Source organism: Peribacillus sp. TH16, from assembly GCF_016651095.1.
Classification (GTDB): Bacteria; Bacillota; Bacilli; order Bacillales; family DSM-1321; genus Peribacillus; species Peribacillus butanolivorans.
Genome location: NZ_JAEKEM010000002.1, coordinates 105,599 through 122,563, shown reverse-complemented (window position 1 = coordinate 122,563; position 16,965 = coordinate 105,599). Strand labels below are relative to the sequence as shown.

The window sequence follows — 16,965 nt, the reverse complement described above, 5'->3', positions numbered from 1 at the left end:
GTGTAAGCACTCATTGTGATGCATACTACGGCCAACAACACTAACAGATATTTTAATACCTTCACTTTTAATCACCATTTTCATTATTTTGTGGTTTTACCCAGTATGGATAAACCTTGCCTGTGATTGGATTTTTTAAAATCTTGATTTTGATTCCATTGCCATCTGCAGCATTGTAAGAAATAACCGCTCCACCAATAGTGTATATTGCAACTGCAACAACAGCTATTGCTGCTCCACCTGGAAGTAATGCAACAAGAGAGCTTGCTCCGCCTCCTCCAGCAATAATGGCAATAATTTTGTTTGTTTTACAAGAATCAACGTATACTGTACCAGCTACAATATTACCTACAAATTTGTTTGTTCCCCCACAGTTTGCTTTTGCTTGAATAGAGAATTTGGGTTGTTGTTTTGCTAAATACGCATTAGCTTTATCATAATCTTCTTTTAGTCTTCTGCACAAGTTCCAACGGCAATCCATCTTCTAGAGCCTTTACATCATCAAATTTAATAAATGTTCCACTATCGTCTATATATGGCTGTGAAAGATTCCCTTCTTCGGCCTGTTCCTGCAACTCTTCACTTTCTACGTTTGCTATTATTTTATCAATTTGATCTTGAGTGAAACTTTCATCAAAAACATAACCGTTTTCTTCCTCATTGATGTCGTTTTAAGTTTGAGCTGAACCAAAAGGAATAGCTACTGTTAAACTCATTACTAGTGTTAATAATAAAGATATAAACTTTTTCATTTCCCCCGAACATTTTTTCTGCTATTATCATCACTCGCCCTTGAACAGGGTAACATAATTAAGAAAAATATGGATTTGTTTACAATTTTTATAACACGCATCCTGAAAAATGAATAAAAATAGCTATATAATTATCAGATATATAAGGTCTTTTTACCTGTGTTATATTAACTAATGGGTAATTAATCATTGTTTTGTGGTTGTTTGTCTGAATATCCTATTTACTTGTGATGGGTTGACTATATTTACTGTTTACAAATATATGCCTGTTTCGTACAATTTGAAAATTTAAGGCAAATTTGTAGGAGTGATTTAGTGAAAGTCGCTATTTAAACAAGCATATCGACAGATAAAGAAGAACAAAAGCTATCGTTTCAATCTCAGAGTGAGTACTATACACAAAATATTGTTCGGAAAAAGGCTATGATTTGTACCACATATACGCAGATGAAGGGATAACAGGGACAAAAAAAGGATCGAAAAAACATGATGTTAGAGGCTGTTTGGATGTGGAACGGAATTGTCGCTAAATATACAAAACTTTATATGGTCAAATTTATTATTGCGTTGATTGCTGTTGGTTTAGCTGGAGTAAGTCGAGTTGAATACAAACATAGTGCTGGGTGGTGGCCTAAGACAAACAAGATAACATTATTTAATCGAAGAAAAATAAAAAATAGGCAGTCACAAAGACCGCCATAATCGGGATACAACACAGGTATAGTGTGACTCTAGAGTCACGTTCCGAGTCACAAATCATCAAATTTTCTTGTGACTCGGGTTTTCATCAATTTTTATTTAGGATTTTTTCTACTAAAATTTGCAAATCATCAGGTCTATGAAATTCAATCGGCGAAACGCCTTTATCGAACTGAATTGAATCGGCTTCTATCATCAATACATACTTCCCATTAATCTTCCCTAAATGAATGCTTTCCCCAAAATCGGCTAGAAGTCCTTTGATAGATGTACTCCCAAGCTTCATTCGTAATTCAGCTTCAGGTGTATGTTCGACAATCTGGGCTGTGGCTTCGACGACTTGGTGGGTTTCAAGACGTTCTTGGATTTCCCGTTTATCGCTTGTTTCCCAGATTTCCAGGTCCTGTTCGAATTTCTGCAGTTCGTCACTGTTTTCTTCGAATTGGGCGGATACATGTTCATGAACCATGTGGATGACTTGGTTTTTCATGATTTCCGGCATCGATTCGCCATATTCAACGAATTTCAAAAAGTCCTCAAAATACCGAGCATGTGAAGCCTGGTGGATTTTCAGTTCGGCTTCTTCGACCATTCCTTCTTCGGGCATATAGGGGTATTGGATGGATTTCATATTTTTAGTGGTGATTGCCATTTCAACGTGTCGAATTAGTGTTCGTTCATCTGAAATGGAAGCAACCTTCGGCTCGAAATCACATTTTAATAAGAAGACGAACGGTTCATCTAGATATTTCGTTAATTTAGCAGATGCGACTAGGAAGACTCCGCCACGTACTGCACTTGTATCTATATAAGACTGAGCGAATTGTTCATTTTCCTGCTGGAAGACTTCTTTTGTACCGGCAAAGCGGACACGGTTAAATACATTGTAATTAGGGTTGGAATCAAGTGCATGGCCTTCTTCAACAATAAAAGAACCGATTTTTGTGGGTATTTGTTCAGTTTTTGGATGACGGTCTACTTTTCGTTTGGAGATTTTCATCAATTCCCCATCCAAAAAATCCTTTAAAGGACTTTCTTCGTATTCCTGGGTATCGAGTGTTTGAAAATGTTTAAATCGTTTATCAGCTTGATCGCCTTTTCCTTCAACCTGTATTAAATAAAAAGACAGATAGGTAATCGTAAAATCCATGAAAGTCACCATCTCCAATTAAGCATATTTCCCGTACTTTTTAAGACTTAATAAGTATAGAGATGTACATCAATTTCGTCAAACCATTAGTTCTTGAATGGCTAGAATAATTATGGTGTATTATTCCATAATAATAAGAGTAGGGAACATATATTGGAGTCTCTATCTAAAATTCGGATATATTGGGAAATAGAATCAAATGAAGATCTAAAAGGGTAAGTAGGTATCCCAGCTAGGATTTGTCAAATCCATTAAAGTAAGATTATAAAATTTTGATATTTATTTTAACGTTCTATATGTAAATGCGCCTAAACATTCGATTGAGAATTATGTCGAAAAATCACTAGAGATATTCAGCGAATTTTCAAAATAGAAATTCTACTATAATAAAACCATTGACGTATAAGGGTTTAATACGTATAATTTGAAAGTCAGATAATTCAGGAATTGTTGGATTTTGTCGAAAATTCTCTAATAAAAAAAGTAAGTGAATTCATTTATTTGTTATTTTCTGAATAGTTTTTTAAATTTATGGAGGAGAAAACATGAGTATTTTTAGAAAGAAGTCTATTGAGGACTTATTGAAAAACGCTGGTTCCCACAGTAAGGGGTTGAAAAGGGAACTAGGTGCTTGGGATTTAACGATGCTTGGAATTGGAGCAATAATTGGAACTGGTATTTTTGTATTAACGGGAACTGGAGCAGTTAATGCTGGTCCGGCGCTTTCGTTATCGTTCGTCATTGCCGGCCTTGCTTGTTTATTCGCAGCACTTTCATATGCTGAATTTGCATCATCCGTGCCGGTATCTGGTTCAACTTACACTTATGCGTATGCAACACTAGGTGAATTTGCTGCCTGGATTATAGGGTGGGATTTAATCCTTGAATACTTATTGGCAGTTAGTGCCGTATCGGCCGGCTGGTCTGGTTATTTCCAATCGTTTTTAGGTGGATTCGGGATTAACTTCCCGGAGAAACTCACGGCAGCACCTGGTTCAATTGAGGGTGTTACAACTTACATGAACTTGCCAGCCTTTTTAATAGTTATGGCTATTACTTTATTGATTTCTAGAGGTACGAAACAAACTACAAGGATCAACAACATTATGGTTGTTATTAAAGTGATCGTTGTTTTGCTGTTTATCGTCTCTTCTATTTACTATGTGAAACCTGAAAACTGGCAGCCATTCATGCCATTCGGAATCAGTGGAGTATTTTCTACAGCCGCTTTAATGTTCTTTGCATTTATCGGCTTTGATGCAGTAGCATCTGCTGCTGAGGAAACAAGAGATCCAGGAAAGAATTTACCACGAGGAATTATCGGTTCATTGATTATTTGTGTTGTACTTTATATGATTGTTAGTTTAATTATGACAGGTGTGGTACCGTATGCACAGTTCGCAACGGCACTGGATCACCCGATTTCTTTAGTACTACAAAGCGCAGGCCAGAATTGGATTGCAGGAATTATTGACCTTGGAGCCTTTATTGGAATGACAACGGTCATCTTGGTTATGTTATATGGACAAACTCGTATCATGTTTGCGATGTCACGTGATGGATTGATGCCTAAATCTTTATCAAAACTTCATAAGAAATATAATACTCCTTATGCGGCATCATGGATGTTTGGTATAATTGCCGCCTTACTAGGAGCCTTTATACCGCTTGGTGAATTGGCCGAATTGGTTAATATCGGAACGTTAACAGCGTTTACGATGATTTCCGTAGCGGTAATCGTTTTACGTAAAACAAGACCAGATATGAAACGCGCTTTCTATTGTCCGGCTGTACCGCTTGTGCCAGGTTTAGCCATCGTTTTTTGTGTATTCCTTATGTTACAACTAGGTAGCCATACATGGATACGCTTCTTAATTTGGATGGCTATCGGTATCGTGATTTACTTTGTTTATTCTCGAAAACATTCCAACCTTAATCAGCAAGAAAAATAATAATTTTAAAAAACACTCAACGGAGTGTTTTTTTGTTTAACTCTAAATTAAAGGTGGATTTAGTCAAAGTAGTTTAAGACTAATATGCAGTGTTATGGTTGAAATAAAAGAGGCAAGTATATATTGAAGCTTGATCAACAATGATTAAGCTATTTTAAATGGAGTTGAAGTTAATCAGTAATAAACAATATGTTGGATTTTAAAAGTAAATAGGAGAGAGGTCGTCTAAAAGATGGTGCAAAAAGGAGTGTAGTATCTTTACAAGAAGGCTAATGCTTGTTTTTTGCCAGAAAAGAATATAGATATTAAATTTTATATTTGACAAGTTTCCTCGGTAGAATATTTAATTATAAAACATCAACCCGGGTTAGTAGGATAAAATTACATGGTTTTTTATTAATTTATAACCAATTACAAAAAGAAACGGTTTTACACTAACAACTTACAACAATGAAATTTCTTTAAAGAGTTTAAATAATTCTCTTGAAATAATAAAGGATAAATGTTATATTAATAAAGCGATGAGCTAATTTGTGTAAGTCGAAGAACATGCTTTTTAAGCTAAACGTCGGGATGTGGCCTGACGGTTCCCGCCTCAAACGCATCAAAGACGCCTGCTGCGTGCAGGCGTCTTTTTCATTGTTTTTTTATTTTACCGATTCTTTTTTCGCAGCTTGAACGTCTTCTTTAAATTCCTCTTGAATTTCATCTGTTATTCCCTTCGTTGCATCCTTAAACTCTCGAAGCGATGTACCTACAGCGCGTCCGATTTGAGGAAGTTTTTTCGGCCCAAAGACAATTAATGCTAAAAGAAAGATTAGAATTAAACCAGGAAAACCAATGTTTGAAAGCATAGCTAGTCACTCCTATCAAATCTGATATATAATATTATAGACCCCTGACGAGCATTTGCAAATGTAAATTACTATTAATTGTAAGAGTCTATATATATAAAGGGATAAATAGTACTTTAAAAACCTTTAGATTCTACCTCCTATATCTTATAAATCACATGAAATTCTATAGATCTTTCTTCATTATAATGTTTGTTACATAACATATTATACTTTTTTGAAAATATTAATGTCTTTACATAGATAGTCTTTTATGGAAGGATTACAGAACCCACTATTAGAGTCTCATTGCAATCAATAACTAATTACGAAATACAAAAATTTTTTTGTTACTTGGGAATTATTAGTCTTGCAAGAGAGAATGAATTTATGTATTATAACTATACAAGCTGCGTTGTTCGTAATGATAATTAAGTTTTAACCTTTAAGCTGTAATAGGGAGTTTTACATCGAAACAGGAATGTTATGCCTCGTCACTGACTTGGACAACAGGATTGTTTCTGCAAACACCCACTTTGAGGAGTGGTGGTTTAAAACTTTCTTACGTGAATACGGCAATGGCGGCTCTATCTTTAAAATTAGAAACCAGTTCCGATCAGGGACTGGTTTTTTTCTGTTTTTTCATCCAGTTGAGCTACTGAATAACATAACTATAATAAATTGTTGTTGTATTATAGTGTGAAAAAAATTTTTTAATACAGGTAACTTGGAAACGATTTCAATCGAAATCATCTTAATTCTCCATTACACTCATGAATTCATTATATTTCAAGATGGCTTATGCTGTGGTGTTTTGATGTTTATGACTAATTTGTGAAAATTTTTATTGAAATATCAGATAATTGCCTATTATAATAATAATAAGATAACTCGGTTCACTATTTGTATAAAGTTAGTGAAAAGTTATCTTTTTTAATTAGCAATTCCGTAAGCGCTATCATGTGGATTATTGGTAGTCACCTAGAGAGGGGAAATTTTTATGGCTAGTATTAACACGACAGAGGTAATTAGTAACAGTAAATTTAACCGCTTTCATTTGGGTTTGTTGGCATGGTGTTTCATTATCATCCTTTTTGATGGGTACGACCTTGTCGTTTATGGAACGGTTGTACCAGTGTTAACAGAGGAGTGGAATCTAACTTCAGTGGAAGCGGGAGCAATGGGAAGCTATGGTCTATTCGGTATGATGTTCGGCGCCATCTTTTTTGGGACATTAGCGGATCGGATTGGAAGAAAAAACGTCATTGCCATTTCATTGATTTTATTTAGTTTATTTACATTGCTATGTGGATTTGCGAGTACACCTACTATATTTTCTACTTTTCGATTTTTAGCGGGGTTAGGACTGGGAGGCATTATGCCGAACGTCATCGCTTTATTGACGGATTACGCCCCGAAAACAATGAGAAGCATGGTCGTTTCGATTGTATTATGCGGCTATTCATTCGGGGGGATGCTTGCCCCGATACTAGGTATCCTACTTATGCCTTCATTAGGCTGGGAGTCCATATTCTGGTTTGCCGGCATACCTTTACTATTTCTACCAATCATGATGAAGCATTTACCAGAAACCTCCACACATCTCATTAGAATTAACAGAAAAGAGGAATTAATCAGAGTATTATCCAAAGTCAGTCCTGATAGCAATTTCACCATACATGACGAAATTGTAGAAGTGAAAAAATCAGATGAGAAACTGCCGATTGTCGGATTGTTTAAAAATTCCCGCGCTCTAAGTACTTTGATGTTCTGGGTTGCCTTTTTCATGTGTCTACTAATGGTATATGGATTGAATACATGGCTACCAAAGCTAATGATTGAAGCGGGGTATGCTTTGAATTCAAGTCTAGGTTTCTTAATCGTTCTTCAAGGTGGAGCTATCGTAGGTACTCTTATAATAGCTAAGCTTTGTGATAGATATGGTTCTAAAAAAATGCTTGTACCGTTGTATGCGCTAGGTGCAATTAGTTTGACACTGTTAGGAATGGGTGGAAGTTCCTTCATGATTTACACATTAGTAGCGATTGCAGGGGCCTGTACGATTGGCGCCCAAAATCTTGTACAAGCCTATGTTTCCCAGTACTATCCACCAAATATTAGATCGACTGCACTTGGGGTTGCATCTGGAATAGGAAGGATTGGTGGTATGCTCGGACCCATCCTTGGTGGATTCCTATTATCAATCTCGCTACCAATTCAATTGAATTTTATTGCTTTTGCTATTCCTGGTCTTATTGCCGCGATTGCTTTATCCTTTGTTCCAGTTAAGATGGCTTATTATAAAAATAATCAACCAAAACAAAGTGAAGAAATAAAGGTAGACTCCAATAAAATGAATATACTGTAAGAATTAACATGAAAATGGCAGCGTAGGAGATATCCACGCTGCCATTTTCATGTTAATTTTATGTTAGGAGAGATTGTATAGTTGCTCCTGATTAAATTTCTTTCTTATTCTTATAATTAGTTTCGTCGCAGATCTGCTCAAAGGACACAATGTTCTAAATAACGAAGGGCGCTGTCTGGATAGAGTGTAATCATTACAAAAATGACATTCAATAGATGACTGATGCAAACTATATTGTAAACCCCATTATCTATAAATTCCTTAAATGACAAAGTAATTATTTTTAGGGGAGTGGAAAATGTATATTTGTCAATGATAGGTTGTAAAAATAAATGATCTCATAAATAATGTGGTATAAGTTTTAGAGCAATAATAAAATTTCTATGAAAAGTTGCTTAATTGTTCATATTTCGCAATATGATTTACTCCATTATTTAAAGGATAAATGTTAAAATGAAAGAACGGATAATTAAAATTCCTCCTTGAAGTGGAGCGAACTAGAATAATTAATCTCATCTTTTGAGAGGGAGTCATTACTTTGAAAAAAATTCTAAAACATTTAATTTTTTGGTTATCTATAATAGGAACATTATTCTCAATGATATATTTCTTTGTAGCGGATATTCCGTTATATATTAAATTGTTAGGCGCAGTCATTATCCTTTATCTTGGTTATGATCTTATAACAGAATCTAAAAAAGAAAGAGAAAAGAAGCATTAGATGCCTAAATTCTTTATTTTCAAAAAAGTCCTCTTTTGACTAGAGGGCTTTTTTTTGCCTTTTTTCATAAAAAGTTTTTCCTATTCTATGAACCTTAATGAACTTTGATAATTGACAATATTCTAAAAGTTAAGTTAATGTATAGTGAACTTAGTTCTATATAAGTGTAATTTAAGTCTTTATTTTTATTTTTTAATTTGGTGGTTAGCTGGTTTCAAAAAACTTAGAATGTTCCTTTAGACTTTCGTCAATAAAGGAAAAGAAGAAAGAGGCGAAGGAAATGCGCACAATCCGTGTATCTGAAATGATTGATGAACAAAAATTTAACCGCTTTCATTTACAGATTTTATTATGTTGTATCTTTATCATTATCTGTGATGGATATGATATGTTCATGCTTGGAACAATCCTACCATCTTTGATGACTGAGTGGAAAATCACTGCTGTAGAAGCAGGATTATTTAGCAGCTATGCTTTGTTTGGAATGATGATAGGCGCGTTAGTCTTTGGACCAATAGCTGATAAATTTGGAAGAAAGAAAGTCATCTTAATTTGTACAGTCATTTTTTCTATATTTACTTTTACTTCAGGGTTTGCAGACACGCCAACTTCTTTTGGAATACAACGTTTTGTTGCAGGTTTAGGATTGGGGGGAGTCATGCCTAATCTAATAGCAATTATTACTGAATATGCTCCGAAAAAAATTCGTAGCACACTGGTTGCTATTATGTTCAGTGGACATGCATTAGGTGGTGTTGTTGCATCATTAGGTGCGATGTATCTGATTCCGAACTTTGGATGGCGCGCAGTGGTATGGCTTGGTGCTCTTCCACTGATCTTTATGCCGATTCTCTATAAAATGTTACCAGAATCATTGAATTATTTTATATTAAAAAACCAAAAAAGCCAATTGGCGGACATACTGAATCAAGTGGATGTAAACGGGAAATACACTGCTAATGATCATTATGTTCTTTATGAGAAAAGTAAAAATGATTCTACTGGTTTCCCGGTGAAACAATTATTCAAAAATGGTCGGGCAGTTAGTACAATCATGTTCTGGGTCGCCTTTTTCATGTGCCTGTTTGTGATGTACGGATTGAGTACATGGCTTCCAAAAATTATGGAAGGGGCAGGATATGAATTAGGATCCAGCTTAACATTCTTAGTGACACTTAACCTCGGCGCCGTATTTGGGGCAATTGTCGGAGGAAAGCTTGCTGATCGATTTGGATCTAAAGCGGTTCTGGTTTCCTTCTTAGTCATAGGGTTTGCAACACTTACGATGCTGAGCTTTAAACCAAGCATGATCATGCTCTATGTGTTGATTGCCATTGCGGGAGGAACTACAACTGGTACACAAATCGTAACGAACGCTTATGTATCACAGTTTTATCCTAACGAAATCCGTTCAACTGGAGTAGGCTGGGCATTAGGTGTAGGAAGAATAGGTGGAATTATCGCTCCTACTTTCTGCGGGGTCTTGCTTGATATGAAATTGTCATTGCAGGTTAATTTCTTAGCATTTGCCATTCCATGCATTATCGCGGCAGTTGCGATTTGGTTTATACAGGAAAAATCCAGCAATATGGCCGTTAGTAGTAAGGAAAAGAAATTGGTTTAGTAAAACATTCATTCCAAGGTTATCTGAAGACAACTAAATAATGATCCCGAGAGGACATGAGATTTTATATTGCGTACGCTTACGATCGAAAAATATTTAATCAATCGGCTGCTTTGAGTAAGTAAAGGGCTTTAAAGCCCTTTACTTCTAATGTCTCGGCGCCCAAATGATGACAGACACCCCAATTAAACAGATTGCAGCCCCAATCCAATCATATAAATCAGGTGTTTTCTTATCGATGCCCCATCCCCATAATACCGATAACACAATAAAAACACCGCCATATGCAGCATATACACGCCCGAAAGTTGGAAACGTTTGGAATGTTGCAATGATGCCATATAAAACTAAAACGATCCCTCCAATAAATCCTAAATAAATGGATTTTCCATCTCTTAACCAAAGCCAAATAAGATAACCCCCACCAATCTCAGCTAGACCGGCCAAAAGAAATATAATAGTGGTCACATATGTTAACCTCACTTTCTCCTTGAAATTTTATCATAAGTGAAAATGGAAAATAATCATTATTTAGTAATGTCTTAATGGTCGTTTCTATTATTTTGTGAATAAATAGTGATAATAACTGAAAGTTAGCTACAGAATCTCCATCTATTCTAGCTTTATTTAAGAAAATGAAGTCATGCTACATCTAGACTAGGAAATTCATTATTGGGTTTCTTTGAGATATTCAATCGTATTTCCGACAAATCGAAGCTTTTCAATATAATTAAAGGTATCACTACAAGAGGTATGTTACCAAGTAAACTTTTTTTGCTGAATACCTTTTATTATCAATATCCGCAGACCATATTTTCAACCGACCATTCACCCTAAAAGGGTTTTAATTTGTATCACACTAAAATAAATTAAATATACTGATTTGCTTTGAAGAAATCAGATTGTATTACACACATCGAAATTGGAACTAACTTCATGAAGTTAGTTCCAATTTAATTTACATACTAAACTTAAAAGGAGATTTAATGTTAAGTACTTAGGTATTGTTTCAAGTTATATTTTAAGCAGAACAGAAGAAGCAAATCCTTTACCTACGGATTTGCTTTTTCTTATTGCCTTTTTAGGAATCTTAGTTTTAGTCATTCATATAATACTAAAACCATCCAAATATAATAAAAACCAAAAGATATATAACCAAGAGTAAAAACTTCGCTAATCGTAACAATTTTTGTCCTTCCTAAGAATAATAAGATTACTGAAGCTTAATATAACCTGCAATATTTAAGGGGAGGATCGTGGGACCTGTATCTTTTACCTTTAAACTTGGGTTGCAATTCAGATTCAAGGGGTACTATACCTAAAATGGATATATAGTAGTCTAGTTGAGGAGCTGCATCTATGAAATCCCAATCTTTTGCATATATGTTGGCCATATTTCATGCCAGTATTGTCGGCCTATCATTCTTATTCACGAAAATGGCAATTGCTGAATCAAATCCACTTGATACATTGGCGTTCCGATTCAGCGTTTCCTTCGCCATCATATCATTATTAGTTGCTTTTAAAGTCATCAAAGTAAATTACACGTGGGAGTCAGCAAAAAAACTGGTTCCGCTGTCATTAGTATTTCCAACTCTTTTCTTTGCCTTTCAAGCCTTCGGACTTAAATACTCACAATCCACCGATGCTGGAATCTTATCAGCCGTTACCCCGATTATAACGGTGATGATAGCGGGATATTTCTTAAAGGAAAAAACGTCTTTATATCAGAAGCTTTCGATTGTCTTATCGGTAGTGGGTGTCATTTTTATTTTTGTATTGAAAGGGAGCTCAATCAATTTTTCCGACATGCTCGGAATGGTGTTAATCCTTCTATCCTGTATTGCTACCGCATGTTATACGACAATGACCCGTTCACTAGCCAAAGATTATACCCCAGGTGAAATGTCCTTTTTTATGATGGGAATAGGATTCGTCATTTTTAACATTACCGCTATCAGTTCCCACATCAACCAAGGAACAATGCAGGAATTCTTTTCACCATGGTTGAGCATGGAATTCATCAGTTCCATTTTGTATTTAGGAATATTGGCCTCATTGGTCACTTCGTTGCTATCCAACAGCATTTTATCAAAAATCAAGGCGTCACAAATGAGTGTCTTTGCAAACCTTTCTACCGTTGTCACGATAGTGGCAGGAGCACTTATTCTAAATGAAAAGATTACAACCTACGATATAATCGGGTCGGTCCTTATCATTTTAGGTGTAATCGGAACAAATTATTTTGGGGGAAAGAAAGATCATACTATAAAAATGAATCTTTATTATAAGTAAGAAAGAACACAGTTAAATAAATAAAATCAGTCTATCCCAAATTAGGATAGACTGATTTTATTTCCACCATATTGTTTGAGGGAACTCTTTTACTCCAATAAATACTGGTTCGCCTATTTGCGGTGTAGAAACCTGAACGGAATGTTCTTTGGCCGCATTAGTTACCCTTTCAATTGGGTCTGTCCAGTCATGAAATGACAATGTGAACCCTGCCCAATGAATCGGAATCATTAGTTTTCCTTGCACATCGATGTTTGCTTGAACTGTTTCTTCAGGCTTCATATGGATGGTGGACCAGCGCTCATCATATTGGCCACATTCCATTAATGTAAGATCAAATGGACCGAATTTTTCTCCAATTTCTTTAAAATGTGTACCATACCCACTGTCCCCGCTAAAAAATATCTTGTCTTGTTTTCCGTTAATTACCCAGGAGCACCACAGAGTTGTATTGCCATCGCGTAAACTTCTTCCGGAAAAATGTCTCGCAGGCGTGCAAACCAAATGCAGGCCGTTGTAATTAACTTCATCCCACCAATTATGCTCCTGAATCTTTTCTTTTTTAACGCCCCATCTTTCAAGATGGCCCCCAACCCCCAGTGGAACAATGAACTGACCGACCTTATCTTTTAACTTCTTTATAGAGTAATAATCTAAATGATCATAGTGGTCATGTGATAGGAGAACCGCATCGATTGGAGGAAGTCTTTCCAAATCTATAGGCAAGTCCCTGCTAAACCGCTTATTTCCAAACAGTGGAAAGGGAGTGGGGGCCTTACCAAACATTGGATCCACTAATAAGGTTTTTCCATCCATCTCCAACATGAAGGCAGAATGTCCAAACCAGGTGATTTTATTGAAATCACCTATCATATGTTCTTTAGTTTCAATCAGAATAGGATTGTCGGGCCGCCTATTGGGATTTCCTTTTATATAATCCCGTAGTATCGAACCTGTATGTTTGAGGCTCATCGCCTGACTTGCAGGAATCTGGTTGATGAACTTCCCATCAACAAAATTCTCCTTCGTGCTGAAACTTTTTATTTTTTCTTTAGTCGCTCGTCTCCCTAAAGGAGGATAAAGGTACAAAAAAGTGTACCTGAAATAAAAAAGAAAGTTAAAAACTTTATAATTTTCAGCATATATACTTTCCTCCTAAATTTAATCAATATTTTCGTTTACTTATCATAACACAGAATTTGGAAGGTTATTTACTGTGATGTTCTAAAAAGCCTTACATCTTATTCCTTAACTGGCATGTTTATTGTATATTACTAAACTGAATATAATTAATAATCAGAAGGAGTGAAGGATATGTTTGATTTTAGCCCATATATAAAATGTTTGGGTTAGGTTTTAAAATAAAATAATTCCATTAAAATAAACTTCAATCAACTATCTTAATTCAAAAAACAGCAAGGAATTCAGAAGAATTCCTTGCTGTTTTTTACATCTTACTTTTTATTTCATCATTGATTGGCATGTCGTCCATACATTTTATTGGATCCAATTTCTTTTTCTCTTTAAATCTAAGGATGACAGCATCGTAGAAAAGTAAAAGCGCTTGCTCAACAAGAGAGCCCATTAGATGGATTGGTTTATAATCGCCTTCTTACTGACCTTTTGGTGAGCCAGGTAATTTTATTGCGATATCCGCTAATTTCCTATACTTGATCTGGAAGTATTGTAGCAGTTGCAATCGCCCCACAGATACTTTTTGCTGACTTTATTGATGAGCTAGAAACTGTATAACTTTGTCATTTGCTTCCTCAGCTGCTTCTGTTATGTAAATGTGGCCTGCACAGGATACGGTGTGAAACTGAGAACCCTGAATACGTTCAGCTAACATTTTACCGTTTTCATATGGAACCAAATTATCTGCATCACCGTGTATAATCAATGTTGGTATGTTTATTTTATCAAGTTCATTGGATGTATCATGAGTTAGACAAGCTTGTAGTTGAGACAGATATGCGCTTGGCGGAGTAATGATTTCTATTCGCTTTTGGATATCTTCCTGAATTAATTCAGGGTGCTTCTCAATAAAAGCTTGACTATAAACTATTGGTGCCGCTAACCAGGCATTATCCCTTGGAGAACCTGTAAGGGAGGCTCGAGATACCATTAAAGTAGATATTTCTGGAGCAGGTTGAATATGAGTAGTACCACCCGCAGTGGTACAACCTAGAACAAGAGAACGAACACGTTCCGGATAAGTGATTGCCAGCCTTTGGGCAATCATTCCACCCATTGAAATCCCATATACATGTGCTGAGTCAACCGAAACAGCATCAAGGACCGCTCTTGCATCCTCAGCCATCATTTCAATAGAATATGGCTGTTCAGGCTTACTGCTCTTACCAACACCACGATTATCAAAAACGATTACTTTAAAGCGCTTAGCTAAAGTGGGCAACGTTCTATGCCAGGATAAAGAGTTATAGCCGAGCCCCATAATCAACAATAAAGGATCACCTTGTCCGTGAACCTCATAGTAAAGGCTTTCATTGTCATGATTTACGAATGGCATGAAAATACCTCTTTTCTGTAATTAATATTTTAATCATTATATATGATTCTATTATGTGATCGTACCAAATATTTCAAAAATTGCTAATTGACTAAAATCCTATACTACATTACGCTTAATCTGGACACCATAGGGGTTAGTAGATTAGGAGAATAGAATGCCAGGTATGGAAAATGAGACATATATTGAATATAAAAATCTTGAAGAAGAGTGGAATAAACATATTAAACAGACGGCAAATTGCGAACGATTCGTATTGCTGGTAGAAGAGTTAGTAGGGTCACACCTAAACCAAGTCCAGGACCAAAGAGCCATTATTAAATATTGGTTGGACTTCATGAATTACATGAGTAAAGAAGAGATAGTTAATGTTGCTAAGCATTATATTATGAATGAAACTAAACTAGATCATTTAGATGACATAACATACAACATATCAAAAAAATGGAATGAAAAAGGTAACTTCACTTCCTTGAAAGAAGTATTGAATGAGATGAGTCTTGTACTTAAAGAAAGTCGTATGGAAATGATGAATAATGAAATCAATAATTTAAAGGATGAACTAAAAGAGGTAAAGTTGCTCTTTGTAAAGTGACAAACTTGTCAGTTCCAAAGGAAACAATTAAAGAATGTAGAGGGAAGGATGAACTCCTTCCCATTTATCCAGCTTTTTCAGTCAGTCCGTTTTCATTTAAAAAGTGACGCAATGTATGATTGAATTTTTCTGTTACTTCAAGCTTTGCAATATGCCCTGATTTCTTAAGAATAACTAATTTAGAATTAGGGATTAGCTCGTGCATAAGGATCTGTATCCAAACTGGGATTATTGAATCATATTGACAACCAATAACAAGTGTAGGAACCTTTATTTCTGGCAACAAAGAGCGATTATCGACCTCAAGGCATGCTTCCATAGATTTTACATAACCTTCTTTGTTTGGTTTGTAAAACTTGTAGAACTCATCCATATTCTCCTGTTTCCAAGAGTATAAACAAGTTTTGGCAGCCATTAATTTTTGCTCCTCGGAAGACAACAAGAGTGCTCGTGCCTTTCGAACAGGGAAAAACAATGTTCTTAATTGAACTGGAGCATGATAAAACGTACTGACTAGAATTAAAGATAGGCATCTCTCTGATGCTTGCCGATAAATTTCCTGTACTACAATACCCCCCATTGACATTCCACAAATGTGTGCGCTTTCTATTTTTAATTCATCAAGTAAGGACAAAATATCCTTCGCGAAATTTTTAATCGTTATTCCGTCCATTCTTGGATTATTGCCATGACCTCTTAAATCAGGAACAATCAGGTCATACTGATCTGCTAATTCAAACTGTTTTTCCCATCCTTCCTTTATTTCACCAAGTCCATGAATGAGAACTAAAGGTTCGCCATTGCCAGTACGCAAATAGGGCATTTCGTCTTCACTAACAGCTATCGTTTTCACATTCAAAACCTCCTTAACTTGTTTTAATAGAGTTTCCATAATTACGGATGGTTAATCACTTGTAATTGAGTGTTTAATAATTGTTTCTATAATCTTTTGCCTTCTTTCCGGTAAGAGTTTTATGTTGTGCAGTTGTACGGTCGTCTCTTGCTCAAAATGTGTGGCATCTAAAAGAACTAAACCCTTTTCATAGCATGAAGAGGAATGGAGTCCTGCACTTTTTCCAGCATATTATTTCTGAGATTTCTTGACTAAACGGGAATAGGAAGTAACGGAGGATGTATATCAGAAACGTGATTGTTACATTCGCAGCGAAAGTTAAGGTCATGTTTTAATCTTTTTATCAAGTCTTTGATAGTAGGGAGGCGCTCGACAATCCTCTCGAACAAAGAATATATCTTCCAGCATAGTTCAAATCTAAAATAACTATTTTGAAATGTAAGGCAAAATAATATCCAGTCTTAAAGCGTAGGACTCCTGAATACCCTAAAGCTTCTTTGTCTTATATTACGTGTTGGGAGTCACCACTGTTCTAAATGGATGTGAATTATAAATTCATTCAATTTACCTAAAGATATGCTGAAATAACCCTA

General features: G+C 35.6%; 15 protein-coding genes and 1 other RNA gene. 8 read left to right on the top strand and 8 right to left on the bottom strand.

Annotated elements, in window-relative coordinates:
• Nucleotides 1-67 precede the first annotated feature (67 nt).
• Nucleotides 68-463, bottom strand: coding sequence for a hypothetical protein (locus JFV29_RS00555; protein WP_207205066.1), 396 nt, complete (start codon nucleotides 461-463; stop codon nucleotides 68-70).
• Nucleotides 464-1,241: 778 nt separating this feature from the next.
• Here JFV29_RS00555 and JFV29_RS00550 point away from each other — a divergent pair.
• The gene (locus JFV29_RS00550) at nucleotides 1,242-1,454 is read left to right on the top strand and encodes a hypothetical protein (protein WP_201253495.1); all 213 of its coding nucleotides are present in this window, start codon (nucleotides 1,242-1,244) and stop codon (nucleotides 1,452-1,454) included.
• Nucleotides 1,455-1,539: 85 nt separating this feature from the next.
• Here JFV29_RS00550 and JFV29_RS00545 read toward each other — a convergent pair whose 3' ends face one another.
• Nucleotides 1,540-2,601: a DUF3900 domain-containing protein gene (locus tag JFV29_RS00545; protein WP_201180602.1), complete on the bottom strand. Its 1,062-nt coding sequence runs from the start codon at nucleotides 2,599-2,601 to the stop codon at nucleotides 1,540-1,542.
• 545 nt (nucleotides 2,602-3,146) lie between these two features.
• Here JFV29_RS00545 and JFV29_RS00540 point away from each other — a divergent pair.
• Nucleotides 3,147-4,553 (top strand): amino acid permease, encoded by a 1,407-nt coding sequence (locus JFV29_RS00540; RefSeq protein ID WP_201180601.1) that lies wholly within the window; start codon nucleotides 3,147-3,149, stop codon nucleotides 4,551-4,553.
• Between the two features lie 647 nt (nucleotides 4,554-5,200).
• Here the strand turns inward: JFV29_RS00540 and JFV29_RS00535 are convergent.
• The gene (locus tag JFV29_RS00535; RefSeq protein WP_201180600.1) at nucleotides 5,201-5,407 is read right to left on the bottom strand and encodes a twin-arginine translocase TatA/TatE family subunit; all 207 of its coding nucleotides are present in this window, start codon (nucleotides 5,405-5,407) and stop codon (nucleotides 5,201-5,203) included.
• A 383-nt stretch (nucleotides 5,408-5,790) separates the two neighbouring features.
• Here JFV29_RS00535 and ssrS point away from each other — a divergent pair.
• The 4 genes from ssrS to JFV29_RS00515 all read left to right on the top strand — a co-directional run bounded on the left by ssrS (nucleotide 5,791) and on the right by JFV29_RS00515 (nucleotide 10,099).
• Nucleotides 5,791-5,978, top strand: a non-coding RNA gene (ssrS, locus tag JFV29_RS00530) — 6S RNA.
• Nucleotides 5,979-6,386: 408 nt separating this feature from the next.
• Nucleotides 6,387-7,754 (top strand): MFS transporter, encoded by a 1,368-nt coding sequence (locus tag JFV29_RS00525; RefSeq protein ID WP_201180599.1) that lies wholly within the window; start codon nucleotides 6,387-6,389, stop codon nucleotides 7,752-7,754.
• A 538-nt stretch (nucleotides 7,755-8,292) separates the two neighbouring features.
• The gene (locus tag JFV29_RS00520; RefSeq protein ID WP_201180598.1) at nucleotides 8,293-8,475 is read left to right on the top strand and encodes a hypothetical protein; all 183 of its coding nucleotides are present in this window, start codon (nucleotides 8,293-8,295) and stop codon (nucleotides 8,473-8,475) included.
• Between the two features lie 280 nt (nucleotides 8,476-8,755).
• The gene (locus JFV29_RS00515; RefSeq protein WP_201180597.1) at nucleotides 8,756-10,099 is read left to right on the top strand and encodes an MFS transporter; all 1,344 of its coding nucleotides are present in this window, start codon (nucleotides 8,756-8,758) and stop codon (nucleotides 10,097-10,099) included.
• Nucleotides 10,100-10,246: 147 nt separating this feature from the next.
• Here the strand turns inward: JFV29_RS00515 and JFV29_RS00510 are convergent, their stop codons facing one another.
• Nucleotides 10,247-10,567, bottom strand: coding sequence for a YnfA family protein (locus JFV29_RS00510; RefSeq protein ID WP_201180595.1), 321 nt, complete (start codon nucleotides 10,565-10,567; stop codon nucleotides 10,247-10,249).
• Between the two features lie 891 nt (nucleotides 10,568-11,458).
• On the opposite strand from JFV29_RS00510, the gene JFV29_RS00505 reads away from it, so the two are divergent.
• Nucleotides 11,459-12,394: a DMT family transporter gene (locus JFV29_RS00505; protein ID WP_201180593.1), complete on the top strand. Its 936-nt coding sequence runs from the start codon at nucleotides 11,459-11,461 to the stop codon at nucleotides 12,392-12,394.
• Nucleotides 12,395-12,451: 57 nt separating this feature from the next.
• On the opposite strand, the gene JFV29_RS00500 is transcribed toward JFV29_RS00505, so the two are convergent.
• The 3 genes from JFV29_RS00500 to JFV29_RS00490 form a co-directional block, all read right to left on the bottom strand.
• Entirely contained in the window at nucleotides 12,452-13,366 is a 915-nt protein-coding gene (locus JFV29_RS00500; protein ID WP_242486772.1) for an MBL fold metallo-hydrolase, read from the bottom strand.
• Nucleotides 13,367-13,841: 475 nt separating this feature from the next.
• Nucleotides 13,842-13,979 (bottom strand): hypothetical protein, encoded by a 138-nt coding sequence (locus JFV29_RS00495; RefSeq protein ID WP_201180591.1) that lies wholly within the window; start codon nucleotides 13,977-13,979, stop codon nucleotides 13,842-13,844.
• A 141-nt stretch (nucleotides 13,980-14,120) separates the two neighbouring features.
• Nucleotides 14,121-14,924, bottom strand: a complete 804-nt coding sequence (locus JFV29_RS00490; RefSeq protein ID WP_242485262.1) for an alpha/beta fold hydrolase — start codon at nucleotides 14,922-14,924, stop codon at nucleotides 14,121-14,123.
• A gap of 157 nt (nucleotides 14,925-15,081) precedes the next feature.
• Here JFV29_RS00490 and JFV29_RS00485 point away from each other — a divergent pair, with 157 nt between their 5' ends.
• Complete coding sequence (locus JFV29_RS00485) at nucleotides 15,082-15,519, top strand: hypothetical protein (protein WP_201180589.1); 438 nt, start codon at nucleotides 15,082-15,084, stop codon at nucleotides 15,517-15,519.
• Nucleotides 15,520-15,583: 64 nt separating this feature from the next.
• Here the strand turns inward: JFV29_RS00485 and JFV29_RS00480 are convergent, their stop codons facing one another.
• Entirely contained in the window at nucleotides 15,584-16,372 is a 789-nt protein-coding gene (locus tag JFV29_RS00480) for an alpha/beta fold hydrolase (RefSeq protein ID WP_342366466.1), read from the bottom strand.
• Between the last annotated feature and the right edge of the window lie 593 nt (nucleotides 16,373-16,965).

Coding starts and splice junctions, on each gene's coding strand:
- JFV29_RS00550 (WP_201253495.1), top strand. CDS start 1,242: ATGTTAGAGGCTGTTTGGATGTGGAACGGAATTGTCGCTAAATATACA.
- JFV29_RS00490 (WP_242485262.1), bottom strand. CDS start 14,924: ATGCCATTCGTAAATCATGACAATGAAAGCCTTTACTATGAGGTTCAC.
- JFV29_RS00505 (WP_201180593.1), top strand. CDS start 11,459: ATGAAATCCCAATCTTTTGCATATATGTTGGCCATATTTCATGCCAGT.
- JFV29_RS00485 (WP_201180589.1), top strand. CDS start 15,082: ATGCCAGGTATGGAAAATGAGACATATATTGAATATAAAAATCTTGAA.
- JFV29_RS00540 (WP_201180601.1), top strand. CDS start 3,147: ATGAGTATTTTTAGAAAGAAGTCTATTGAGGACTTATTGAAAAACGCT.
- JFV29_RS00535 (WP_201180600.1), bottom strand. CDS start 5,407: ATGCTTTCAAACATTGGTTTTCCTGGTTTAATTCTAATCTTTCTTTTA.
- JFV29_RS00545 (WP_201180602.1), bottom strand. CDS start 2,601: ATGGATTTTACGATTACCTATCTGTCTTTTTATTTAATACAGGTTGAA.
- JFV29_RS00525 (WP_201180599.1), top strand. CDS start 6,387: ATGGCTAGTATTAACACGACAGAGGTAATTAGTAACAGTAAATTTAAC.
- JFV29_RS00495 (WP_201180591.1), bottom strand. CDS start 13,979: ATGGGCTCTCTTGTTGAGCAAGCGCTTTTACTTTTCTACGATGCTGTC.
- JFV29_RS00500 (WP_242486772.1), bottom strand. CDS start 13,366: ATGAGCCTCAAACATACAGGTTCGATACTACGGGATTATATAAAAGGA.
- JFV29_RS00515 (WP_201180597.1), top strand. CDS start 8,756: ATGCGCACAATCCGTGTATCTGAAATGATTGATGAACAAAAATTTAAC.